Raw genomic sequence first — 22,504 nt, forward strand, 5'->3', positions numbered from 1 at the left:
TTTATTTTTGAAACGTTTCATTTTTGTTTTAAAAAAATAAATCTTTTTTTATCTGAATTCATTCTAACATTGTTAGCGTTTTCTGTCAAGACTTATTTTCATTTTTTGTTGTTTTTCCTTCAACAAATTTTACTGGTAGGATTGTCTGCAAATTAACAGCCTTTCCTTCTATGATATCAAATAGGATTCGTACAGCTTCTCTAGCCATTTCCTCCAGGGGTTGCTCAATTGTTGAAAGTAGATAATCTCTATCTCCAGCCATTTTAATTCCATCGTATCCAATAATTTGGACATCATGAGGAATATGTTTGCCATTTTTTTCTAGTATATCAATAACATCTAAAGCTGCAAAGTCGTTAATTGTAAAAATTCCATCTATAGAAGGATTTTCTTCCAAGAAACTCTCTAGCTTTCCATGATAGTCAGTAACTGTCTCATCCAAATCAAAAATACTAAGAGGTATTTTATGCTCTTGGACATACTTTTCAAAGGAAATTCTACGACGTTTGGTTTCATTAATGGTTGTATTATGTCCGCCCACAAAGGCTAAATGCTGACATCCTTTACTAATTAATTGTTTAGCTGCTTCTCTTCCACCTGCATCATTATCTGATGAAACACAAGGAATGGCAATATCTGAGTATGTACGGTCAATACTGACAAAGGGAATTCCTGACGTCAAGTAATGTTCAATTGGACTATAGGTAATGGCAACCACTCCATCAACTTTATTATGACGCAACATATCCAGGTAGTCTTGCTCTCTATTTGTACCATTTATAGAACATAAGAGTAATTTGTTATTTCTCTTATAGACTTCATTTTCCACATGCATAGCAAATTCTGAAAAAAAAGGATGCCAGATACTTGGTACAATGATTGCAATCGTTTCTGTTCGATTTTTTTTCATTCCTCTAGCATAGTAATCTGGAATGTAATTCAAAGTTTTAATCGCTTGTTCCACTTTTTTCAAAGTTACTTCTTTAATGCCTTTTTCTTTATTAATCACACGTGAAACTGTTCCAACACTAACTCCTGCTTCTAAAGCAACATCTTTCATGGTAATTGATTTTCTTTGTTCTACCATATTATCACCTCCTTTCAATATATAGTATCATGCAAACGCTTTTTAAGCAACTATTTCTCAATCATTTTTGTCCAGATCCTTTTTCCTATCATGAATAAAATCACTCCAATCGGCTTTCTAAAATCCCATCAATTTCATATATAGGAATCTACCAACCACAGGAAAAGACTTTGTTTGCTTTCTATCTCCTCTTTTTCATGATGTATTTTCGTTCTGGTTCATCAATGGTTTGAACGATCTCAAATCCTTCTTTTTGGTAAAGATTCTGAGCTCTTTGATTTGCCTCGAAGACCTTTAAAGAAATACTATCTATGTCTCCATTTTCAAAGACCAAACTAATAAATTTCCTTAAAGCCTGGCTACCTAAGCCTTGCCCCTGTTTCTGGGGGTTGATAAAAAATCTTCCAATATGAAGATTACTGTCTTCTAGCCTGATTTTCTGGATAAGCCCCACAAACTCTTGTCCTTCAAAGATTGAAAAGATCCCTTCCAACTCTTGCAAAACTTGAATGGTCAAGGGAAAAGAAATCCTTGGTCCCATCCATTGTTCTTGAAAGGATTTGCCAAGGGAGTTGGACCATTGGCATACAAGCCGAGCGTTTTCTGTGCTCACCTTTTCTTCAAAACGAATTATCATCTTTGCCTCACCATCTTATCTATGTTTCTCCATTATACTACTTCTCCCATTTTTTACGAATAGATAAGTATGATTGATTTTTATTTTTTTCTTGTTGGGAGCATTCTCGCTTCCTTTCTTGGTTTAGTCATTGACCGTTTTCCAGAGCAATCCATTATCCAACCTGCTAGTCACTGCGATTCCTGTCAGACTCGCTTGCGCTCCTTAGATTTGATTCCGATTCTCTCGCAGGTTTTTAATCGCTTTCGCTGTCGCTACTGCAAGTCTCCTTATCCAGTCTGGTATGCCCTTTTGGAACTAGGCTTAGGGCTCCTCTTTCTGGCTTGGTCTTGGGAATTGCTTTCCTTGGGGCAAGTCGTCCTAATCACCGCTGGTTTGACCTTGGGCATCTACGACTTTCGCCATCAGGAATATCCCTTACTGGTCTGGATGACTTTCCACCTAATCCTCATGGCTTCCTCTGGCTGGAATCTAGTCATGGTCTTCTTCCTTGCTCTTGGAATTGTGGCTCATTTTATCGATATCCGCATGGGCGCAGGGGATTTTCTCTTTTTAGCTTCCTGCTCTCTCGTCTTTAGCGCAACCGAATTACTCATCTTGATTCAGTTTGCTTCTGCAACGGGAATTCTAGCCTTTCTCCTGCAAAAGAAAAAGGAAAGACTTCCTTTCGTGCCTTTCCTCTTACTCGCTACTTGTGTGATTATTTTTGGTAAGCTACTGCTTGTTTGATAAAGTCCTCAATCTGCTCTCCTTGGTGGAGAGCTTTTACAATTTTCGAACCAACGATAACGCCATCTGATACCGCATTGAAACGTTCTACATCGTCTTGACTAGATACGCCAAATCCTGTCAAGACTGGAATGTCAGCCACTTGATGAAGTTGTGCCAAGTGCTTGTCCAAGTCTGCACGGTAATTGCCTGACTTCCCTGTCACCCCATTGATGGCAACGGCATAGACGAAGCCTTCTGCTCCCTTGATCAACTCTTTTTGGCGGTCAAGGCCTGTTGTCAAACTAACTAGAGGAATCAAAGCAATGTCTGTATCTGCCAAAAATGGCTCCACAAAGTTGACATGCTCATGAGGCAGGTCTGGAATAATCAAACCCTTAACCGCTGTATCTGCCAAATCTTTGACAAAGTTCTCAACACCGTACTGAAAGAGGGGGTTGAAGTAGGTCATGATGACCAGCGGGATCTCTGTTTCAATGGTTTTCAAGGTTTCGACCAAAGCCTGGGTAGAGGTCCTGTGGGCTAAACTGCGCAAGCCAGCTTCTTCGATAACAGGCCCATCTGCAACTGGGTCTGAAAAGGGAATACCCACTTCAATAGCCGAAACACCCAAATCTTCTAAAAAGTGGATTGTTTCTCCTAGTCCATCCAAACCTTTTTCGTGGTCTCCAGCCATGATATAGGGAACGAAAATTCCTTTTCCAGTTGCTTTTATAGCATTCAATTTTTCTGTTAGTGTCTTAGGCATGAGCTTCTCCCTTCTTTGCTGCATCTGCTTCCAAGCGGTCCTTGACTTGAACCACATCCTTGTCCCCACGACCCGATAGGCAGACAATCATGGACTTGTCTGGTCCAAGTTCTTTGGCCAATTTCACCGCAAAGGTAATAGCGTGGCTAGATTCCAAGGCTGGGATAATCCCTTCCACACGAGACAAGAGTTGGAATCCTTCCAAGGCTTCTTCGTCTGTCACAGGGACATAGCTGGCACGTTTAATATCGTGGTAGTGAGAATGTTCTGGACCGATACCAGGATAGTCCAAACCTGCTGAGATAGAGAAGGCTTCAAGAATTTGACCATGGGCATCTTGGAGCACATCCATGAGGGAACCGTGAAGGACACCCGGACGACCCTTGGTCAAGGTAGCTGCGTGGTGCTCTGTATCCACACCAAGTCCTGCTGCTTCAGCTCCATACATAGCTACTGACTCATCTTCTACAAAGGGATGGAAGAGACCGATGGCATTCGACCCACCACCAACACAAGCTACTAGGGCATCTGGCAGATCTTGACCTGTCATATCGCGATACTGTTGTTTAGCTTCTCGACCAATGACACTTTGGAAGTCACGAACGATTTCTGGGAATGGATGAGGCCCCAAGGCAGAACCAAGGATATAGTGGGTGTCGTCGATATTTGCCACCCATGAACGAAGAGCTGCATTGACCGCATCCTTGAGCACGCGCGAACCGTCTGTCACTGCCTCGACCTTAGCTCCCAAAAGCTCCATACGGAACACATTGAGTGCTTGGCGTTTAACATCTTCCTCACCCATGTAGATAGTACATTCCATGTTAAAGAGGGATGCAGCAGTTGCAGTTGCCACACCGTGCTGACCAGCACCTGTTTCAGCAATAATTTTCTTTTTGCCCATGCGTTTAGCCAGAAGAACTTGTCCCAAGGCATTGTTAATCTTGTGGGCCCCTGTATGGTTAAGGTCTTCACGTTTGAGATAAATCTTGGCTCCGCCGATATGCTGGGTCAAGTTTTTTGCGTAGTAAAGAGGAGTTTCACGTCCCACATACTGGCGCAAAAGTTGGTTTAATTCCTCTTGGAAACTTGGGTCAGCCTGACTTTCACGGTAGGCCTTCTCCAACTCCAAAACTGCTGTCATCAATGTTTCTGGGACAAAACGTCCGCCGAATTTTCCGTAAAATCCATCTTTATTTGGTTCTTGATATGCCATTCTTTACCCTCTCTATAAATCTTCTAATCTTTTCATGATCTTTTTGTCCATCTGTCTCCACTCCGCTTGATACATCTACTGCATAGGGAGTAAAGTGTTGAATTGCTTTTACTACATTGTCTTCGTCAAGCCCACCTGCGATGAAAAATGGCTGAGCTAGTTCTGTCGTATCCAGTTGGCCCCAGTCAAAGGTCTGGCCACTCCCAGCCACAGGGGCATCAAAGAGTAGATAGTTTGCCTGAGAATTGGGTACATGTCCCTCTCCATCCACCTGCACAGCCTGAATACTGGCACAAGGCAAATTCTCAAACAAATCATCTGCCACCTGACCGTGAACTTGAACCAAGTCCAAGCCAACTTTGTCAATCGCTTCTAGCAGTTCTGCCCGACTTGGTGAAACAAATACACCAACCTTTTTGACATCTGCAGGAATAAGCTTTGCCAGCTCAGCAGCCTCTTCCAAAGTCACCTGTCTTTTACTAGGTGCGAAGACAAAACCGATGTAGTCTGCTCCTGCTGATACAGCTGTTTCCACCGCTTCTTTGGTAGATAGTCCGCAAATTTTAATCTTTGTCAATCTGCAACTCCTTGATTCTCTGGGCCACATCTTCTGCCTGCATGAGAGCTGTCCCTACTAAAATTCCGTTAAAGTATGGCGCTACTCGTTCCGCATCCTGCCCTGTGAAAATAGCAGATTCAGAAATGTACAAGCAATCATCTTTGAAATGTTTAGCCAAAGCTACACTGGTCTGCAAGTCAACTTCAAAGGTTGTCAAGTTGCGGTTGTTGACCCCGATAATCTCCGCACCAAGTCTATGAGCCACCTCTAGTTCAGCAAGATTGTGAGTCTCCACTAAAACTTCCAGACCAAGTTCCGTCGCATAGTCATACAGTTCCTTAAGACGTTCTTCTGACAAGGCAGCCACAATGAGTAAGATAACTGTTGCACCTGCATTGCGAGCGCGGATGATTTGCTTTTCATCGATAATAAAGTCCTTGTTAAGCGTCGGAATGTTTACCTGACTGGAAATCTCCCGTAGATAATCCAAATGTCCTTTAAAGAAAACTTCATCTGTCAGAACAGAAATCATCACTGCTCCGTTCGCTTCATAAGTCTGGGCCTGTTGCACAATATCCACATCGAGATTGATATCTCCCAAACTAGGGCTAGCCTTCTTGACCTCAGCGATTACCTGCAAGCGGTCCTGATGATTCTTCAAAAATTCTGCCAAGCGATAGGTCTGGCGCAGGGGCTGGATTTCCTCCAGCTCCATCTGCTCAACCTCACGCGCCTTCTGCTCCAAAATTCGTGCTAAAAATTCCTGACTCATTTTTGGTACTCCTGTAACAGTCTGAGTTTTTCAAGGGCCTTGCCACTAGCAATGACTTGACGAGCTAAAGCAACTCCTTCCTTGATGCTATCAACCTTACCATTAGCATAGAAACCAAGACCAGCATTTAAAACTGTCGTTTCCAAGAATGGACTTGGTTCATTTTTAAGAACGCTGAGCAAAATTTCTGCATTTTCCTGAGCATTCCCTCCACGAATATCTTCGATAGCGTAGCGCTCCATTCCCAAATCCTCTGGAGTAAAGCTTGACAAGGTGATTTCGCCATTTTCAAGAAGAGCTATCTTGGTTGTTCCATTCAAACCAGCTTCATCCAATCCTTCTGGCCCAGCAACCACGATGGCACGTTTGCGACCCATATTTTTCAATACCTGAGCTGTACTTTCTAGCAGTTCTGGACGACTAATTCCAAGAAGCTGTGTTTCCAAGGCCATTGGGTGAATCAGTGGACCAGTCAAGTTCATAATCGTTGGAATTCCCAATTCCAAACGAGCTGGCATGATGTATTTCATTGCTGGGTGCATATTTTTAGCAAAGAGAAAGACGATGCCAGTTTTATCAAAGACCTTACCTAGTTCAGCTGGTTTGAGGTCTAGGTTGATGCCCAAGGCTTCTAGGACATCTGCAGAACCAGATTTAGAAGAAATCGAGCGGTTACCATGCTTGGCCATGTGAACACCGCCACCAGCCAAGACAAAGGCTGCAGTTGTGGAGATGTTAAAGCTGAAAGACTTGTCCCCACCTGTACCACAGTTGTCCATGGCATCATGAATCTCAGTTGGAATGTGTTGGGCATGTCCTCTCATAACTTGGGCAATGGCTGTGCGTTCTTCAGGTGTTTCCCCCTTCATCTTAAGAGCTAAAAGGAGAGAAGCAATCTGCGCCTCCGTTACACGCCCAGTTACGATACGCTCAATGACGTCCGTCATTTCCACACCTGATAAATTTTCAAATTTTGCCAGTTTTTCAATAATCTCTTTCATCCTAGTTTCCTCACTTTACAACCTTCTCGATAAAATTCCGAATAGAAGACAAGCCGTCTGGCGTTCCGATACTCTCTGGATGGTACTGGAAGCCATAAATTGGAAGTGTTTTGTGTTGAATCCCCATGATGACTTGGTCATCAGTCGAACGAGCTGTCACTTCAAAGTTTTCTGGCATTTCTTCAATTAAAATACTGTGGTAACGCATGACCGCACGGCCGTCCTCAATACCTTGATAGAGAACAGATGGCGCTTCAAAGCGGATATTGCTCTGTTTCCCATGCATGACTTTTGGAGCCAAACCTAACTTACCACCAAAGACTTCTGCAATGGCTTGGTGGCCCAAACAAATCCCTAAAATCGGCTTCTTACCTGCAAAATCACGAATCATGTCTTCCATCTTTCCAGCATCAACTGGCCAACCAGGACCAGGAGAAAAGACCAGACCATCTGCTTTGTCAGCTTCTTCATACAGCTTGGGAACATCATTTCTCAAGACCTGTACTTCTGCAAAATTCCCAATGTATTGGGCCAAGTTATAGGTAAAAGAATCATAGTTGTCAATCAATAAAATCATGGTCTTAGTTCTCCAATTCTAGTCATAGATTTAGCCTTATTAATGGTTTCTTGGTATTCGTTTTGGGCGATAGAATCGTAGACAATCCCTGCCCCAGCCTGCACATAGGCTGTTTGATTTTTGAGAATCATGGTTCGGATGGCAATGGCGAAATCCATATCACCCGTCGCAGACAAGTAGCCGATTGCTCCTGCGTATACGCCCCGTTTTTCCGTTTCCAGTTCATAGATGCGTCTCATCGCGCGAATTTTTGGTGCTCCAGAAACAGTTCCAGCAGGAAGTGTTGCTTTCAAGGCATCCATAGCAGTGAGTTCTGGAAGCAAACGCCCCTTGACCACACTGGTCAAATGCATAACATAACGGAAGAGCTCCACTTCCATATACTTGGTGACTTGGACACTGGCCGTTTCAGAGATGCGGCCAATATCATTACGACCCAAGTCTACTAACATTCGATGCTCTGCTGTTTCCTTCTCATCCGAAAGCAGGTCTGTCGCCAAAGCCTTGTCTTCTTCATCCGTAGCTCCTCTTGGTCGTGTCCCTGCAATCGGATTGGTTGTTACGATGCCATTTTTGACAGAAACCAAACTTTCTGGACTGGCACCGATGATTTGATAATCACCAAAATCATAGAAATAAAGGTAATTAGAAGGATTAGTCACGCGGAGATTTCTGTAGAAATCAAATGGATTTCCAGTAACTTCTGCTGAGAAGCGCTGACTGAGCACGCATTGGAACATATCTCCATTACGAATCAAATCACGAGCGGTTTCCACCATTTCCTCAAACTTCTGAGGAGCGATATGGGGTTTGAAGTCAAGTGGTGATAAATCCAAATCTTCAAATTCATTTGGAGCAGGAATGCGTAATTCCTCAAGCACTTGGTTCAAGGCTTCCTCCAAGTCTTCTTGACTACGCTCACTATAGAGAGCATCCTCGATGACATGGATTTTTTCCTTCTTGTGATCAAAGACCATGTAACTCTCATAGACGAAGAAATGCATGTCTGGCGTTCCAATCGTATCTTGAGGGATTTGACCAATTTCTTCATAAAGCGAAATCATATCGTAACCAACAAAACCAATTGCCCCACCACCAAAAGGTAGATCTGAATGGTGCTGGCTCTTATGAGTCACTTCATAAAGGAAATCCAAGGGATCCCGATCAATCACTTGACCATTTTGATAAAGGACTCCATTTTCAAACTTAATCTCAAAAACTGGATTATAGGCTAAGATAGAAAAACGAGCTGTTTCCTTGTCTCTCGGAATACTCTCTAAGATAACCTTGTGTTGCCCCTTTAGGCGCATATAAGCCAAGATTGGTGATAAGACATCTCCATGAATGATTCGTTCCATTGTAATTTCCCTTTCGATTCTTTTCTTTATAGACTTTTAGTGTTAATTTATTATTTTTTTCTATTTCCCTTAAATAGTGCGGACGGGAGGTAAAATTATCCAGTGGATGATTTTAGCAATCCAAGAAATGAAAGACCTAATTTTTGAGCTCCTCGCTCATTCATTTCTAGGCTCAGGCTAAAATAGTTCCCCGAACTATTTTACTCTCAAAAATTCCATCCTATAGAAGCATATTTGCTTCCATAGGATACCACTATGCGGGAAATATCTTTTAAAAGCTCACTTCGTTCGCAAATTTTTTGTAGCAATCTATTTAATAATGAGCAATAATTTAAAACTAAACAGCTGAACCTATAATAAACATATAAAAATCCCCACGCAAAACAACTTGCGTGAGGACGAGATTCGCGGTGCCACCTCAATTATAGGATTTCTCCTATCTCTCATTCCTGTCTCAGATACCTCCTGTAACAGGCTGTGCGATAAAGGGCACTCCCTTGAGAATTATGTTTTCTTCTCTCGTTTCAGATGGACCCAACCTTACAGCTTTCTCTGCTTGTTTCCAGCAACCACAAGCTCTCTGTGAGAGAAAGGACTGTAATTTTTCCATCTTTTATTTTTTAGCTTCTAGGTAGTCTGCAATCGCAGCTACGTCCTTGTCTCCACGACCAGAGACATTGATGATGAGATGTTCATTTCGGTACACCTTCATACTCTTCGAAAATCTCTTCAAACCGCGTCAACGTCGCCTTATCGTAGTGCGGTTACTGACTTCGTCAGTTCTATCCACAACCTCAAAACAGTGTTTTGAGCAACCTGCGGCTAGTTTCCTAGTTTGCTCTTTGATTTTCATTGAGTATAAGTTCATCAAAGCGACTTAACGCCCTAATAAAAGATAAACAAAATGACGGATAGAAAAAAGCCCACACACAGAATAAACTTCCATGTGAGGGCGTTGGTAACGCGGTGCCACCTCAATTATAAAGGGACTATTCCCCTTTACATCTCTGCCTTGTCTAACAACAAGTTGCACTGTAAGGTGTGCGCACCGAATTTTCATTGTTTCAAATTCATTTTTAAAATCAGCCCACTTTCACTACTTCCAACCACCTGTTCACAATCACCACAGGCTCCCTGAAGATCAAAAATAGTTACTTTTCTGATTTGTTGAACTTATTTTAATACTTTGTTTTTTCTTTGTCAAGACTTTTTTACAATTTTTTTGATGAAGCTAGTACTTTTTCAGAAACTGTTTTGAAAGTCTCAATGATATAGTCCACTTCTTCATCGCTTAATTTAGTGTGAAGAGGGAGTGTAATTTCATTTTCAAAGAAGGCATAGGCCTTAGGATAGTTCGCCATATCAAAACCAAGATTCTTATAGGCTGTCAAAAGAGGAAGTGGTTTGTAGTGGACGTTACTGGCAATTCCTGCTTTAGCTAATTCTTGGATAATAAGATTGCGTTCTTCTAAGCTCGCTCCTTCTACATGGGTGATGTAGAGGTGGCGTGAAGATTCGACAGTTTCATTCTTGTGTGCCAATGGATGGATACGAGAACCTGCAAAACCACGATCATAGCGGTCCACGATGTCCTTACGACGTTGCAACAAACTTGGATAGCGGTCCAATTGTACCAAACCAAGTGAAGCCATGATATCTGTCATATTGCACTTGTAGGCTGGTGTAACGATATCGTATTCCCATGACCCCAGTTGCATCTTGGCAAGGGCATCCTTAGTTTGCCCGTGAAGGGAAAGAATTTGGAATTCCTTGTACATTTCTTCGTCGTCAATCGCTGGATTGGCTTTCCAAGTCGCACTCCCACCTTCGGCCGTTGTAAAGTTCTTAACGGCGTGGAATGAGAAGGAAGTAAAGTCAGCAATAGAACCAGCTGGCTGTCCTTTATAAGTAGACCCCAAAGCATGAGCACTATCAGAAACAATCACGATACGGTTAAAGGCTTTTTGCCACTTGCTTGAAGCAGTAAAGAGGTCACGTTTCTTTTCCACAACTTGGAACAAACGGTCATAGTCACAAACAATCCCTGCAAGCTCTACTGGGATGATCACCTTGGTTTTTTCAGTGATAGCTTGCTCAAGCAGGTCATAGTCCATCTCAAACGTATCTGCTTGGATATCCACCATGACAGAGGTTGCTCCTACGTGCGTGATGACACTACATGAAGCTGTGTAAGTCATGGCTGGAACGATGACTTCATCTCCAGGACCCACTTCCAAAACACGCAAAATCAACTCAAGAGCGGCAGTTGCAGAGTTAAGACAGACAGTCTTAGGCGTCTGTGTATATTGAGACAAGCGACGCTCCAGTTCTTTTGTCTTAGGACCTGTTGTGATCCAACCAGAACGCAGGGTATCCGCTACTTCAGCAATTTCTGCTTCTGTAATATCGGGTGGTGAAAATGGAATATTGTAATTTGGCATTGATTTGCTCCTTTTATCTGTACTCATTTTCTCATGACTACTTTATTTTAGCACTTCAAACACGGTTTGAAACATGATTTTGATGTCTCCAAGGAAACTAAACTCTCGGAGATAGGCGAGGTTATAGCGCATCTTTTCAGGAAGGACATGTTCGACATAGGCCTGGTCAACTGACAGACCTTTCTCCGTCATTTGACTGATGATGGTGTCCTCATCCTTGTAGTTGATGCTGGCTGGAGAGGTAATCCCTGCTGGTAAGAGCAAGGTCGCCATCATTTCAGGGCTATACTGCTCTGTGTAACGAGGCACTTCAGGTCGCGTACCGACAAAGGACATTTCGCCTTTCAGGACATTGACCAGCTGAGGCAGTTCATCCAAACGGACACGGCGGATAAAATTGCCAACCTTGGTAATGCGACTATCGTTAGCAGAAGTCACCAAACTTCCTTTTTTGTCTGCATCCGTCACCATGGTACGGAACTTCCAAATCTTGAAAGGTCGATTGTACTGGGTCACGCGCTCTTGCTTGTAAATCACTGGCCCCTTGCTATCCAACTTGATCCAAATGCTCAAAATGAGAAAGATGGGAGAGGTCAGAACCAGTACAACCAAGGCCAAAACCCAGTCCAAACAACGCTTGAAAATCAGCGAACCCTTCCTTTTAGAGACAAGCTGGTAGTAAGACTCAACCTCGCTTGATTTCATTCCCACGGGCAAGTCTTCCCATTTCAGCATGCTGTTTCTCCTTTGTTTTTATTATACTATTTGTCAACATTTTTCATTATACCACAAAATAGAAAAGGCGGTGAAAGAAATCTGTAATTTGAAGGATTTCCTTCTTATGCTCAACGAAAATCAAAGATCATTAAGACATGGCCCCTGCCTGCAAGCTATACATCTTATGATAGGTTCCTCCTAGGGCCAAGAGTTCCTCATGGGTTCCGCTCTCGATAATGCGCCCCTTGTCCAATACGTAGATACAGTTGGCGTCTTGGATGGTAGAAAGGCGGTGAGCGATGGCAATGGTTGTTCGTCCCTGTCTCATCTTAGCCAGAGAAGCTTGAACCAGACTTTCTGTTTCAGAGTCAATATTGGCTGTCGCTTCATCCAAAATCAAGATTTTAGGCTGACTGGCGACTGTTCTAGCAAAGGCAAGAAGTTGACGCTGACCAGTAGAAAAGCTCGAACCACGCTCGGAAACGGGTGCATCATAGCCTAAAGGAAGTTCTTGAATAAAGGAATCTGCATCCACGAAGGCTGCCGCAGCCTGAACCTGCTCATCACTGATTTCTTGGTACATGGCGATATTGGACTTGATGGTTCCATGATAGAGGAAGGGCTCCTGCAAGACCAGCCCGATATTTTTTCTCAGTTCTTCCTGACTGTAGGCCCTAATATCCACACCATCTAAGAGAACTCGCCCTGACTGGAATTCATAAAAGCGCATGAGAACATTGATAATCGAAGATTTCCCAGAACCTGTATGACCAACAAAGGCAATGGTTTCACCCTTATTAACGGAGAAAGAAATGTCATCCAGAATCGGGTGTTTGCCATCATATGAGAAGCACACATGTTCAAAACGGATATTGCCTTCTTTGACCTCAGACTGGCCATTTTCTTGAAGGGGCTCATAGGTCGTCTCGTCAATCAAGGCAAAGACACGGCCTGCAGACACCATGGAAGTTTGAAGGGTTGAAAAGTTTTGCGTTACTTCAATCAAAGGGTCAAAAAGACGATTGATATACTGGATAAAGGCATACATGGTTCCTGCCGTTATTCCCAGATAAAGCCCACGGTAGCCAAAATAGGCCATCAAGACAGCATAGCCTAGAAGTTTCAGCAAACTCATGGCAGGACGCAAAAAGAGGGCATCCAAGGCTACAGAACGGTTGGCATAGATCAAGTGTTCTCGGTTGATCTCATCAAATTCCGCTTGCAGGCGCTTCTCTTGATTAAAGGCCTGGATTATTCTGATTCCCTCGATGTTTTCAGCCAGCTTGCTATTGATATCGGACAAGAGACTTCTGGTTTTCTCAATGATTTTCACTGATTTTTTTCGATAGAGATTGACCAAAAGGAAAATCAAGGGGAGAAAGAGCAAGACCAAAGCTGTCAAACGAAAATCCAACACCAACATGGTATAAAGGGTTGTCAGAAAAATGAAAACTGCTGAGATAAAGCTGGAGAGAATCCCCGAAAACATCTCACTGATGGTCTCAGTATCATTGGTCAAACGAGAGACGATAGAGCCTGCTGGCGTCTTGTCAAAATAAGACATGCCCAGCTTTTCCATATTGGCAAAGGCATCCCGACGAATATCCCTAACAATACTGTAAGACACGCGCGCAAAGAGAAGATTGCCGACATACTGAACTAGAGTTTGAATGATATAAAGACCATAGTAGACCAGCAAAACGGTCACAGCGAGTTGGTTGAGATTGCTGAGATACTGGTCAATAAAGTGGGAAGCGACAAGGGGAATGACACTTTTGATGACCGTCGTCGCTAGGAGAAAACTGAGTGCCAAAAAGGTAAGGAGTCCATAAGGCTTGAGATAGGACATCAAGCGCTTCAATACAGCCCATTGTTCTTGTTTATTCTGCATCTTCTTCTCCTTTCATTTCCAACTGCTGAGACTGGTAGGTTTGGGCATACCAGCCATTCAAAGCTAGCAGGTCTTCGTGCCTGCCTCGTTCGATGATTTGACCATTTTGCAGAACCAAAATCAAATCTGCATGGACAACTGCACTGAGGCGATGGGCCGTAATAATGGTTGTCTTTTCCTTTCGCGTCTCCTTGAGGTTGTCGATAATTGCATACTCTGTCTTGGCATCCACGGCTGACAAAGAATCATCCAAAATCAAGATATCAGGGTCTAAAATCATAGCCCGACTCATAGCTAGACGCTGCTTTTGACCACCAGAAAGACTGACTCCCTTTTCACCAATCAACGTATCAAATCCTTGGGGCATGGCTAGAATGTCTTGGTAAACTTGGGCTAACTTCGTTGCCTCCTCTACTGCTGAAAGAGGCAAATCAGGATTTCCAAAGCGGATATTGTCTAAGATTGAAGTCGCAAAGAGGAACTGGTCCTGAGGAACATAGCCCATAAGACTACGAAGATCTGTCAGACGATAGTCACGAATATTGTGGTCATTCAGATAAATGGCTCCCTTATCTACATCGTATTCACGCAAGAGGAGTTTAATCAAGGACGTTTTTCCAGAGCCTGTTTGACCAACCAAGCCCAATGTTTGCCCTTTTTCCAAACTAAAGTGAACATTTGTCAGTGTTTTCTCATTTTCAAAGGCAAAGCTGTCAATGGCATATTCCAAACGCCCATTTTCAATACCCTCTAAAGGAAACTCTGGATCTTGTACAGGTGATTCCTGAGATAAAAGTTCCTCAATCCGTTGGTAAGAAACCTTCCCTCGCTGAGTGATATTAAAAAGGAAACCAATAGCCATAAGAGGCCAGACCAACATATCCAAGTAGCTGATAAAGGTGACTAGATTCCCAACGGTGATTTGCCCTTTCTGAACCATCAAAGAGCCTACCAAAAGCGTTAGAACATAGGCTGAACCAACAAATAAGAGAACCATGGGGTCAAAGAGACTATCGTATTTCATGGTTTGGAGATTCTTTTGGAAGGTTAATTCATTGACTGCCTGAAAAGACTTCAACTCGTCTGCCTGGTAACCGAAAGACTTGGTCACTTTGATACCCGATACCGACTCCTGCACCTTGTTATTGAGTTCAGAAAAAGCAGCTTGGGATTCGCCAAAGGCCTTGTGGGTCTTTCTCCCTAGACGACTGGTCGCATAAGCCATGAAAGGCAGGGGCAAAATAGCAACCAAGGTCATTTGCCATGAGATGCTAAAGAGCATGGTCAGCAAGGTCACCAGCGCCGTGATAGAAGCATCCACCGCAGACATAACACCGCCCCCTGCCAGACGAGTTAAGGCGTTGATATCGTTGGTTGCGTGTGCCATCAAGTCCCCCGTCCGATAGGTTTGATAAAAGGCTGGAGACATTTTTGTGAAATGCTCAAACAAGCGAGAACGCATAATCTGTCCCAAACGGTAGGAAGTCCCGAGGATATACATGCGCCAAACATAACGCAGATAATACATCCCAAAGGCCGCAAGTAGCAAGTAAAATAGGTCAAGAAGAAGGTCCTGCTGGGTTAATTGCTCCGATGTGATGGCATCAATGACCCGCCCCATAACCATAGGTGGAATAAGATTGAGGACGGAAACCAAGACCAAGGCCACAATCCCGACTAGATAACGGCGTTTTTCTAACTTGAAAAAACACCAAAGTTTTTGAATAATGGACATAAAATCCCTTTCTGGTTGCAAATGGAAACCTGAGGCCAATACTCAATGAAAATCAAAGATCAAACCAGGAAACTAGCCGCAGGTTGCTCAAAGCACTGCTTTGAGGTTGTAGATAGAACTGACGAAGTCAGCTCAAAACACTGTTTTGAGGTTGCAGATAGAACTGACGAAGTCAGTAACCATACATACGGCAAGGCGACGTTAACGCGGTTTGAAGAGATTTTCGAAGAGTACAAGACCCCAGGTTTTTCTTATTCATAGGTTACAACTGTAACAGCACCCTTGTCATACTCAGCGATAAAGATATTGGCTACATTGTCATGCCCTTGTTTGCTGAGGTTATCAAGCAGCCATTCTTCGCTACGACCAATCGATTCCAAGACGTCCACTTGGATCACACCGTCAGTCACAACTGGATACTTAGGATTTTCATCTCCTATTTGTACCACGATGAGTTGGCCATTTTGCTCCTGCACAGCGCGTTTGACCTGCTTCATCTGGAAAATCCCTTGACTACGAAGCTTGAGGGCTACATCCGCTGCAGACAAACCAACTGAACGACAGGCTTCTGGATCAATCTGCCCATTTTTGATGAGGAGAGTCGGTTTTCCATCAATCAAGTGTTTGACAAAACGAACATTGTTATTAAGCCATTTGAGGGTCAAAACCAAAATCGTCCACATCATCAAAATCACTGCGTACTGGAGAATGCTAATAGAACTATTGTAAATCACCCCACCGAGAATACCACCGAGAACATAGTTCTGAATTTGGTCTGTCGCAGAGTTAGGCGCCAGATTTCCCTTTCCTGTCACATTGATAACAAAAACAAGCGAGAAAAGACCCAAGGCCAGTTTGATTAAAATTTCCATATAGTTGAGTGTCATTTGTTTACCTCCACCAATTCAATAGCGTCTGTTTGATTGAATTCTAATTTTTCTAAAAGATACTTGTCTGGTTGGCTCCCGTTCAAAGCGCGATAGAAATTTGAACCTACCTTGATTAGCGCTCCATCAGTGGCTGCAGAAGTATTGACATAAACTTCTGATTTATCTACTCCCAAGTCTTTGGAAACAACCTCTATAAAATGAAGGGAGGTTTGAAATTGATTGTTAGAGGCTTGATTGGTCTGGTATTTTGAAATTGTCACCAAAAGCATGGCTACCAAGGTCAAGGCCAAAATCATGACCAATTCCCGAAACTTAGTCCCCTTTTTATCACGATAAGCCTTAAAAGCAAAAAAACCTGTGATAGCTAGGAGAACAATCCCAAAGCCAATCATGATGCCATTTTGCTGACTGATTTGGCTTAGCACATAGTCATATGAGTAAAATTTCATTTATTTCCACTCCCTTTCATAAAATCATTCTTCATTATAAACGAAAAAGGGTGATTTTTCAAACCATACGTTGGGGAAATAGACATATCAGACCAACTTCTCAAACTAATGACTCCAGTAGCTATTTCAAGATTCTGATTCTGATTTTGATAATTGATAAGAATAGACACTAGGAATTATCACTACAAAGAAAAGTGTCAAGAAGAATACCCAGTAAACATACAGTTGCACAAAGGAATTTAGAAACAATAACAATCCTCCTAATACCCAAATTTTTCCAGCTAGGCGATGCGTTTTTCTCCAGTTTCCATCATTCTCCAAGGTCCACGGAAGTCGAATACCGATTATATAATTTCGGTGTGTTTTTGGTAGATAATTTCCAATTACGATCATCACGATTCCCATAAAAATCTGAGCTAGTAGCCCACTCATCATGGAATAACCCAAAGATTCTCCGTATATAGAAATCATTGATAGACAAGATACAAAAGGAATAATCCAGTAAATCAAAACTTGTATTTTTGAACTGATATTGCTAGATTTAGGATCCTTAATCATTAAAAATAGAAGCAACCAATGCATCAAAAGCATGAGAGTCGGTAATCCAAAGATAGCAGACATTTTATGATTGTAGCCATCTGCTTGACCCAGTAGATTAAAATGAGTGGGTATCTCCTCTGGTAATTGATTCCAGAAAACACAACCTACAAGGGAAGGTAGTAGGATGAGAATGCTCGTAAATAATACCAATTTCTTATTGATTTTTATCTTCATCAAAATGATCTCCTTTCAGTTCTGCTAACCAAACCATTATATCCTCTAAAACCGATGTATTTAACTCATAATAAATAAAGTTTTTTTCTTTCATTTCATGAATTAAATCCGCTGCTTTCAAAATCGTGAGATGGTGTGAAATCGTTGCACCTGTCAACTCGAAATAACTGGCAATTTCTCCTGCAGATAATCTACCTGTTTTGAGTAAATTCAAAATCTCTCTCCTAACTGGATGAGATAAGGCTTTAAAACTATTTGCAAAACTCATAATGACTCCTTTCCCTTTGTAATATTAGTAGGGCTAGGAATAAGCAAGGTAGAACTGATAGCATTCCGGTCGGTGATGGGCCTAAAATCAAGAGGCTTGAAACTTTTTCTCCTGGTAATTGGAAGAGTAACCCAATACCTGCAGTTGCATTGATTGCCCCATGAAATAGGGCAGAAGCCCAGATAGAACCTGTCTTTTCCAACAACCAGCTCAACAATATTCCTAGGCTAAAACAAGATAGAAACATAGCAACAACTCCCAAAACGGGATAAGCAAAATAAGTAAGGCCATAATTATATCCTTGCAAATTGATTGGTAAATGCCATAGACTCCAAATGAGAGCAAGTAAGACATGAGTCTGGACTAGTGAAAAGCGTTCTCTTAGCACTGGGTAAAGATAGCCACGCCAACCAATTTCCTCTCCCAATGCAAAGAAACTATTAAGAAAAGGAGCGTAGGTCAAACTAGATAGGATTTGAATCAAAGCCAAGAAAGATAAGGGAATGGCTGATTGAAGGACTCCTTTTTCTTGTAAAATAGCTTGAATAGATTCAAAACCAAGGCTGAAATTACTAGGGAATACAAGAAAATAAAGTCCCGCTCCTAAAAAACTGATGACTGCTGGTAACCAGATAGCTAGTAAGTAAAAGCGCCAGTTGCTCTTGAGATTCACGACTAATTTAGATTTGATTCCACTAGGTTGATTCGTGATTTTCCCTAAAATAAAGACTGCAAGTGCAGGCATCCACATGGCTACAATACTAGCAAGTTGACTCCATGGAGAATTTAGACCAACACCACCTATCCATAGTGCCAACCATATTATCCAAGCAAGGGCATAAGCCAAGACCACAAAAAGAAGGATTGTTCTCTTATTTGACATATATGTAACTTCACTTTCTATTTAGATGTTTTTCTAAATAACATTATACACCTTTCTATTCTAAACACAAGAACTATTTAGATTTTTTTCTAAATAGTTTGGGGGATTTTTATTTTCTCATGATAAAGTCTAAAGAGTGATTTTTCAAACCATACGTTGGGGAAATAGACCTTTTTTTGGTATAATAAAATCTATAATCTGAATGAAAAAGGTAACTTTATGAAACTTATCTCATGGAATATTGATTCCCTCAATGCTGCCCTAACTAGTGACTCAGCTCGCGCGAAATTGTCCCAAGAAGTCCTACAAACCTTGGTCGCTGAAAATGCTGATATCATTGCTATCCAAGAAACCAAACTTTCTACCAAGGGGCCTACAAAGAAACACTTGGAAATTTTAGAAGAACTCTTCCCAGGCTACGAAAATACGTGGCGCTCTTCCCAAGAACCTGCCCGTAAAGGCTATGCTGGAACCATGTTCCTATATAAGAAAGAACTCACACCCACTGTCACTTTCCCAGAAATCGGTGCCCCTTCTACCATGGACTTGGAAGGCCGCATCATCACCTTGGAATTTGATAAATTTTTCGTGACCCAAGTTTACACTCCAAACGCTGGCGACGGCCTCAAACGCTTGGAAGAACGTCAAGTCTGGGATGTCAAATATGCGGAGTATTTGGCTGAACTAGACAAAGAAAAACCAGTCCTTGCGACCGGTGACTACAACGTAGCCCACAATGAAATCGACCTTGCAAATCCTGCTAGCAACCGCCGTTCACCTGGATTTACCGACGAAGAACGTGCTGGATTTACCAACCTTTTGGCAACTGGATTTACCGACACCTTCCGCCATATTCATGGCGATGTTCCAGAACACTACACTTGGTGGGCACAGCGCAGCAAGACTTCTAAAATCAACAATACAGGCTGGAGAATCGACTACTGGCTCACAAGTAACCGTCTCGCAGACAAGGTCACTAAATCTGATATGATTGACTCAGGAGCTCGCCAAGACCATACACCGATTGTCATGGAGATTGAGCTCTAAGGAGAAAGCTAATGGACTATCAATCTGTCATTCCTGAATTTGTAGTATCTGACCTCGAAAAGTCACGCCACTTCTACTGCGACTTGCTGGGATTTTCTGTCGAATACGAGCGTCCAGAGGAGAAATTTCTCTTCCTCTCACTTGAAGATTGCCAGCTTATGCTAGAAGAAGGCAGCGCAGAAGAATTAGCTCAGCTGACCTATCCTTTCGGCCGTGGTGTCAATATTTCCTTTGGCATAAAGGATGTTCCAAAACTCTATCAAAAAGTGATGGAGGCAAACTATCCTATTTACCGTCCCTTAACCAAAAGAAAGTTTCGTGTTGGGGATCACTATATCTATCCTCATGAATTTGCGATTTTGGATCCAGATGGCTATTTTTTAAGATTTAGCGAGTAGAATAATAAAGATTGGGAAAAAGTCTTTAAAGTTAGAGAAAGGTATATTGGCAGATCTTGAAAAATCTTGATAATATGCCTTTTATGATGGAAAAACCTTCTAAAGGTTAGCTTATAATTGAGAATTCGTCCATTTTTCTTCATTTTGTTCGTTTTTTTATTTCAAAACACTGATAAAATATTTGATTTCTAAAGTTATTTAGTGTAAAATAAAAACATTGGCTCAAGCCTATTTGAAATTGAATATCATTTTACTTGTTTATGTCGTGAATTGGCACGACGTTTCTACAAGGTGCCGGAACACCTAACAATAAGTAAGTCAGCAGTGAGGTATGGTCGTTTTTGCCATGCCTATTTTGGGGACTTACTTAGAGATTAAGTAGGTCCTTTTTCTATTTCTTGCTAGAAACTATAAACAAGCAAATGGATTGGCTTTTAGACTTTAGGAGGTCTTATGAAATTATTAGAAGAGCGCATCCTCAAGGATGGGCATATCTTGGGTGATAACATCCTAAAGGTGGATTCCTTCTTAACCCACCAAGTTGACTTTAGCTTGATGCGAGAGATTGGTAAGGTTTTTGCGGAAAAATTCGCTGCTGCTGGCATTACCAAGGTCGTAACCATTGAAGCGTCAGGTATTGCTCCAGCCGTTTTTACAGCTGAAGCCTTAAACGTTCCCATGATTTTCGCTAAAAAAGCTAAAAACATCACTATGAACGAAGGTATCTTAACTGCCCAAGTTTACTCCTTTACCAAGCAAGTGACCAGCACTGTTTCTATCGCTGGAAAATTCCTCTCACCAGAGGACAAGGTCTTGATTATCGACGATTTCCTTGCTAATGGCCAAGCTGCTAAAGGCTTGATTCAAATCATCGAACAAGCTGGAGCCACAGTCGAAGCTATCGGTATTGTGATTGAAAAATCCTTCCAAGATGGCCGTGATTTGCTTGAAAAAGCAGGCTACCCTGTTCTATCACTCGCTCGTTTGGATCGTTTTGAAAATGGTCAAGTCGTATTTAAGGAGGCAGATCTCTAATGCAAACTCAAGAAAAACATTCGCAAGCAGCCGTTCTTGGCTTGCAACACTTACTAGCCATGTACTCAGGATCCATCCTGGTTCCCATCATGATTGCGACAGCCCTTGGCTATTCAGCTGAGCAGTTGACCTACCTGATTTCTACAGATATCTTCATGTGTGGGGTGGCAACCTTCCTACAACTCCAACTCAACAAATACTTTGGTATTGGACTCCCAGTCGTTCTAGGAGTTGCTTTCCAGTCGGTCGCTCCCTTGATTATGATTGGGCAAAGCCATGGTAGTGGCGCTATGTTTGGTGCCCTTATCGCATCTGGTATTTACGTGGTTCTTGTTTCAGGCATCTTTTCAAAAGTGGCCAATCTCTTCCCATCTATCGTAACAGGTTCTGTAATTACCACGATTGGTTTAACCTTGATTCCTGTCGCTATTGGAAATATGGGAAATAACGTTCCAGAGCCAACTGGTCAAAGTCTCTTGCTTGCCGCTATTACCGTTGTGATTATCCTCTTGATTAACATCTTTACCAAAGGATTTATCAAGTCTATCTCTATTTTGATTGGTCTGGTTGTTGGAACTGCCATTGCTGCTAGCATGGGCTTGGTTGACTTCTCTCCAGTTGCGGCAGCACCACTTGTCCATGTCCCAACTCCACTCTACTTTGGGATGCCAACCTTTGAAATCTCATCTATTGTCATGATGTGTATCATCGCAACAGTGTCTATGGTTGAGTCTACTGGTGTTTATCTAGCCTTGTCTGACATCACAAAAGATCCGATCGACAGCACACGCCTGCGCAACGGTTACCGCGCAGAAGGTTTGGCCGTACTTCTCGGAGGAATCTTTAACACCTTCCCTTACACAGGATTTTCACAAAACGTTGGTTTGGTTAAACTGTCAGGTATCAAGACTCGCCTGCCAATCTACTACGCTGCTGGTTTCCTGGTTCTCCTTGGACTCCTTCCTAAGTTTGGCGCCCTTGCTCAAATCATTCCAAGCCCTGTCCTCGGTGGTGCCATGCTGGTGATGTTTGGTTTTGTATCTATTCAAGGGATGCAAATCCTCGCCCGTGTTGACTTTGCTAACAATGAACATAACTTCCTTATCGCAGCAGTCTCCATCGCTGCAGGTGTCGGTCTAAATAACAGTAATCTCTTTGTCAGCATGCCGACAGCCTTCCAAATGTTCTTCTCAAACGGAATCGTCGTAGCCAGCCTACTTGCCATTGTTCTCAATGCAGTATTAAATCATAAAAAGAAATAAGAAAAAGAGGTGTGAGCCTCTTTTTTGTTT

The 22,504-nt window shown here is 42.3% G+C and carries 24 protein-coding genes and 1 riboswitch; of the genes, 6 read left to right on the forward strand and 18 right to left on the reverse strand.

Annotation, left to right across the window (positions count from 1 at the left end; genetic code table 11):
- Positions 1–85: 85 nt before the first annotated feature.
- Both PCY12_RS01595 and PCY12_RS01600 read right to left on the reverse strand, forming a co-directional pair.
- Positions 86–1,087 carry a LacI family DNA-binding transcriptional regulator gene (locus PCY12_RS01595; protein WP_301351204.1) on the reverse strand — a complete coding sequence of 334 codons (1,002 nt, stop codon included), beginning with the start codon at positions 1,085–1,087 and terminating at the stop codon, positions 86–88.
- Between the two features lie 181 nt (positions 1,088–1,268).
- The gene (locus PCY12_RS01600) at positions 1,269–1,724 is read right to left on the reverse strand and encodes a GNAT family N-acetyltransferase (RefSeq protein ID WP_301351205.1); all 456 of its coding nucleotides are present in this window, start codon (positions 1,722–1,724) and stop codon (positions 1,269–1,271) included.
- A gap of 69 nt (positions 1,725–1,793) precedes the next feature.
- Here PCY12_RS01600 and PCY12_RS01605 point away from each other — a divergent pair, with 69 nt between their 5' ends.
- A complete protein-coding gene (locus tag PCY12_RS01605) occupies positions 1,794–2,453 on the forward strand; it encodes an A24 family peptidase (RefSeq protein WP_301351206.1) in 660 nt (219 codons plus the stop codon).
- Here the strand turns inward: PCY12_RS01605 and trpA are convergent.
- The 11 genes from trpA to PCY12_RS01660 all read right to left on the reverse strand — a co-directional run bounded on the left by trpA (position 2,425) and on the right by PCY12_RS01660 (position 15,468).
- Positions 2,425–3,201 carry a tryptophan synthase subunit alpha gene (trpA, locus tag PCY12_RS01610; protein WP_301351207.1) on the reverse strand — a complete coding sequence of 259 codons (777 nt, stop codon included), beginning with the start codon at positions 3,199–3,201 and terminating at the stop codon, positions 2,425–2,427. The genes PCY12_RS01605 and trpA overlap by 29 nt on opposite strands.
- Positions 3,194–4,417 carry a tryptophan synthase subunit beta gene (gene trpB, locus PCY12_RS01615; RefSeq protein ID WP_301351208.1) on the reverse strand — a complete coding sequence of 408 codons (1,224 nt, stop codon included), beginning with the start codon at positions 4,415–4,417 and terminating at the stop codon, positions 3,194–3,196. The genes trpA and trpB overlap by 8 nt, the downstream gene beginning before the upstream one ends.
- Positions 4,395–4,994 carry a phosphoribosylanthranilate isomerase gene (locus tag PCY12_RS01620; protein WP_301351209.1) on the reverse strand — a complete coding sequence of 200 codons (600 nt, stop codon included), beginning with the start codon at positions 4,992–4,994 and terminating at the stop codon, positions 4,395–4,397. Before PCY12_RS01620 ends, trpB begins: the two co-directional genes overlap by 23 nt.
- Entirely contained in the window at positions 4,981–5,748 is a 768-nt protein-coding gene (gene trpC, locus PCY12_RS01625) for an indole-3-glycerol phosphate synthase TrpC (protein WP_301351210.1), read from the reverse strand. Before trpC ends, PCY12_RS01620 begins: the two co-directional genes overlap by 14 nt.
- A complete protein-coding gene (trpD, locus tag PCY12_RS01630) occupies positions 5,745–6,749 on the reverse strand; it encodes an anthranilate phosphoribosyltransferase (protein ID WP_045605814.1) in 1,005 nt (334 codons plus the stop codon). Before trpD ends, trpC begins: the two co-directional genes overlap by 4 nt.
- Positions 6,750–6,759: 10 nt before the next feature.
- Entirely contained in the window at positions 6,760–7,326 is a 567-nt protein-coding gene (locus tag PCY12_RS01635) for an aminodeoxychorismate/anthranilate synthase component II (protein WP_301351211.1), read from the reverse strand.
- Positions 7,323–8,684 (reverse strand): anthranilate synthase component I, encoded by a 1,362-nt coding sequence (gene trpE / locus PCY12_RS01640; RefSeq protein WP_301351212.1) that lies wholly within the window; start codon positions 8,682–8,684, stop codon positions 7,323–7,325. The genes PCY12_RS01635 and trpE overlap by 4 nt, the downstream gene beginning before the upstream one ends.
- Positions 8,685–9,895: 1,211 nt before the next feature.
- A complete protein-coding gene (locus PCY12_RS01645) occupies positions 9,896–11,125 on the reverse strand; it encodes a DegT/DnrJ/EryC1/StrS aminotransferase family protein (RefSeq protein WP_301351213.1) in 1,230 nt (409 codons plus the stop codon).
- Between the two features lie 42 nt (positions 11,126–11,167).
- Positions 11,168–11,860 carry a sugar transferase gene (locus tag PCY12_RS01650; RefSeq protein WP_301351214.1) on the reverse strand — a complete coding sequence of 231 codons (693 nt, stop codon included), beginning with the start codon at positions 11,858–11,860 and terminating at the stop codon, positions 11,168–11,170.
- A gap of 130 nt (positions 11,861–11,990) precedes the next feature.
- Complete coding sequence (locus tag PCY12_RS01655; protein WP_301351215.1) at positions 11,991–13,733, reverse strand: ABC transporter ATP-binding protein; 1,743 nt, start codon at positions 13,731–13,733, stop codon at positions 11,991–11,993.
- Positions 13,723–15,468, reverse strand: coding sequence for an ABC transporter transmembrane domain-containing protein (locus tag PCY12_RS01660; protein WP_301351216.1), 1,746 nt, complete (start codon positions 15,466–15,468; stop codon positions 13,723–13,725). Before PCY12_RS01660 ends, PCY12_RS01655 begins: the two co-directional genes overlap by 11 nt.
- A gap of 45 nt (positions 15,469–15,513) precedes the next feature.
- Here PCY12_RS01660 and PCY12_RS01665 point away from each other — a divergent pair, with 45 nt between their 5' ends.
- Positions 15,514–15,729, forward strand: a complete 216-nt coding sequence (locus PCY12_RS01665; RefSeq protein ID WP_301351217.1) for a hypothetical protein — start codon at positions 15,514–15,516, stop codon at positions 15,727–15,729.
- Here the strand turns inward: PCY12_RS01665 and PCY12_RS01670 are convergent.
- From PCY12_RS01670 to PCY12_RS01690, 5 genes are all read right to left on the reverse strand, one after another.
- Entirely contained in the window at positions 15,720–16,355 is a 636-nt protein-coding gene (locus PCY12_RS01670; RefSeq protein WP_084890058.1) for a DUF421 domain-containing protein, read from the reverse strand. The genes PCY12_RS01665 and PCY12_RS01670 overlap by 10 nt on opposite strands.
- The gene (locus PCY12_RS01675) at positions 16,352–16,807 is read right to left on the reverse strand and encodes a DUF3290 family protein (RefSeq protein WP_061439772.1); all 456 of its coding nucleotides are present in this window, start codon (positions 16,805–16,807) and stop codon (positions 16,352–16,354) included. Before PCY12_RS01675 ends, PCY12_RS01670 begins: the two co-directional genes overlap by 4 nt.
- Before the next feature lie 126 nt (positions 16,808–16,933).
- Positions 16,934–17,581, reverse strand: coding sequence for an SdpI family protein (locus PCY12_RS01680; protein ID WP_301351218.1), 648 nt, complete (start codon positions 17,579–17,581; stop codon positions 16,934–16,936).
- Positions 17,562–17,849, reverse strand: a complete 288-nt coding sequence (locus PCY12_RS01685) for an autorepressor SdpR family transcription factor (protein ID WP_049511512.1) — start codon at positions 17,847–17,849, stop codon at positions 17,562–17,564. Before PCY12_RS01685 ends, PCY12_RS01680 begins: the two co-directional genes overlap by 20 nt.
- Positions 17,833–18,732: a type II CAAX endopeptidase family protein gene (locus tag PCY12_RS01690; protein ID WP_301351219.1), complete on the reverse strand. Its 900-nt coding sequence runs from the start codon at positions 18,730–18,732 to the stop codon at positions 17,833–17,835. The genes PCY12_RS01685 and PCY12_RS01690 overlap by 17 nt, the downstream gene beginning before the upstream one ends.
- Before the next feature lie 219 nt (positions 18,733–18,951).
- Here PCY12_RS01690 and PCY12_RS01695 point away from each other — a divergent pair, with 219 nt between their 5' ends.
- The 4 genes from PCY12_RS01695 (at position 18,952) to PCY12_RS01710 (ending at position 22,474) form a co-directional block, all read left to right on the forward strand.
- The gene (locus PCY12_RS01695; RefSeq protein WP_301351220.1) at positions 18,952–19,779 is read left to right on the forward strand and encodes an exodeoxyribonuclease III; all 828 of its coding nucleotides are present in this window, start codon (positions 18,952–18,954) and stop codon (positions 19,777–19,779) included.
- Positions 19,780–19,790: 11 nt separating this feature from the next.
- Positions 19,791–20,177 carry a VOC family protein gene (locus PCY12_RS01700; protein ID WP_301351221.1) on the forward strand — a complete coding sequence of 129 codons (387 nt, stop codon included), beginning with the start codon at positions 19,791–19,793 and terminating at the stop codon, positions 20,175–20,177.
- Positions 20,178–20,411: 234 nt separating this feature from the next.
- Positions 20,412–20,507, forward strand: a riboswitch (purine riboswitch).
- A 123-nt stretch (positions 20,508–20,630) separates the two neighbouring features.
- On the forward strand, positions 20,631–21,212 hold the full coding sequence (locus tag PCY12_RS01705) for a xanthine phosphoribosyltransferase (RefSeq protein ID WP_301351222.1): 582 nt from the start codon (positions 20,631–20,633) through the stop codon (positions 21,210–21,212).
- On the forward strand, positions 21,212–22,474 hold the full coding sequence (locus PCY12_RS01710; RefSeq protein ID WP_261040903.1) for a nucleobase:cation symporter-2 family protein: 1,263 nt from the start codon (positions 21,212–21,214) through the stop codon (positions 22,472–22,474). Before PCY12_RS01705 ends, PCY12_RS01710 begins: the two co-directional genes overlap by 1 nt.
- Positions 22,475–22,504 lie beyond the last annotated feature (30 nt).

It is taken from the genome of Streptococcus sp. SPS1 (assembly GCF_030439915.1).
In the GTDB taxonomy this organism is placed as follows: domain Bacteria; phylum Bacillota; class Bacilli; order Lactobacillales; family Streptococcaceae; genus Streptococcus.

Excerpts from the sequence above, each read along its gene's own strand:
- PCY12_RS01595 (WP_301351204.1), bottom strand. The coding sequence starts at position 1,087 with ATGGTAGAACAAAGAAAATCAATTACCATGAAAGATGTTGCTTTAGAA.
- PCY12_RS01600 (WP_301351205.1), bottom strand. The coding sequence starts at position 1,724 with ATGATAATTCGTTTTGAAGAAAAGGTGAGCACAGAAAACGCTCGGCTT.
- PCY12_RS01605 (WP_301351206.1), top strand. The coding sequence starts at position 1,794 with ATGATTGATTTTTATTTTTTTCTTGTTGGGAGCATTCTCGCTTCCTTT.
- trpA (WP_301351207.1), bottom strand. The coding sequence starts at position 3,201 with ATGCCTAAGACACTAACAGAAAAATTGAATGCTATAAAAGCAACTGGA.
- trpB (WP_301351208.1), bottom strand. The coding sequence starts at position 4,417 with ATGGCATATCAAGAACCAAATAAAGATGGATTTTACGGAAAATTCGGC.
- trpC (WP_301351210.1), bottom strand. The coding sequence starts at position 5,748 with ATGAGTCAGGAATTTTTAGCACGAATTTTGGAGCAGAAGGCGCGTGAG.
- trpD (WP_045605814.1), bottom strand. The coding sequence starts at position 6,749 with ATGAAAGAGATTATTGAAAAACTGGCAAAATTTGAAAATTTATCAGGT.
- PCY12_RS01635 (WP_301351211.1), bottom strand. The coding sequence starts at position 7,326 with ATGATTTTATTGATTGACAACTATGATTCTTTTACCTATAACTTGGCC.
- trpE (WP_301351212.1), bottom strand. The coding sequence starts at position 8,684 with ATGGAACGAATCATTCATGGAGATGTCTTATCACCAATCTTGGCTTAT.
- PCY12_RS01645 (WP_301351213.1), bottom strand. The coding sequence starts at position 11,125 with ATGCCAAATTACAATATTCCATTTTCACCACCCGATATTACAGAAGCA.
- PCY12_RS01650 (WP_301351214.1), bottom strand. The coding sequence starts at position 11,860 with ATGCTGAAATGGGAAGACTTGCCCGTGGGAATGAAATCAAGCGAGGTT.
- PCY12_RS01655 (WP_301351215.1), bottom strand. The coding sequence starts at position 13,733 with ATGCAGAATAAACAAGAACAATGGGCTGTATTGAAGCGCTTGATGTCC.
- PCY12_RS01660 (WP_301351216.1), bottom strand. The coding sequence starts at position 15,468 with ATGTCCATTATTCAAAAACTTTGGTGTTTTTTCAAGTTAGAAAAACGC.
- PCY12_RS01665 (WP_301351217.1), top strand. The coding sequence starts at position 15,514 with ATGAAAATCAAAGATCAAACCAGGAAACTAGCCGCAGGTTGCTCAAAG.
- PCY12_RS01670 (WP_084890058.1), bottom strand. The coding sequence starts at position 16,355 with ATGACACTCAACTATATGGAAATTTTAATCAAACTGGCCTTGGGTCTT.
- PCY12_RS01675 (WP_061439772.1), bottom strand. The coding sequence starts at position 16,807 with ATGAAATTTTACTCATATGACTATGTGCTAAGCCAAATCAGTCAGCAA.
- PCY12_RS01680 (WP_301351218.1), bottom strand. The coding sequence starts at position 17,581 with ATGAAGATAAAAATCAATAAGAAATTGGTATTATTTACGAGCATTCTC.
- PCY12_RS01685 (WP_049511512.1), bottom strand. The coding sequence starts at position 17,849 with ATGAGTTTTGCAAATAGTTTTAAAGCCTTATCTCATCCAGTTAGGAGA.
- PCY12_RS01690 (WP_301351219.1), bottom strand. The coding sequence starts at position 18,732 with ATGTCAAATAAGAGAACAATCCTTCTTTTTGTGGTCTTGGCTTATGCC.
- PCY12_RS01695 (WP_301351220.1), top strand. The coding sequence starts at position 18,952 with ATGAAACTTATCTCATGGAATATTGATTCCCTCAATGCTGCCCTAACT.
- PCY12_RS01700 (WP_301351221.1), top strand. The coding sequence starts at position 19,791 with ATGGACTATCAATCTGTCATTCCTGAATTTGTAGTATCTGACCTCGAA.
- PCY12_RS01705 (WP_301351222.1), top strand. The coding sequence starts at position 20,631 with ATGAAATTATTAGAAGAGCGCATCCTCAAGGATGGGCATATCTTGGGT.
- PCY12_RS01710 (WP_261040903.1), top strand. The coding sequence starts at position 21,212 with ATGCAAACTCAAGAAAAACATTCGCAAGCAGCCGTTCTTGGCTTGCAA.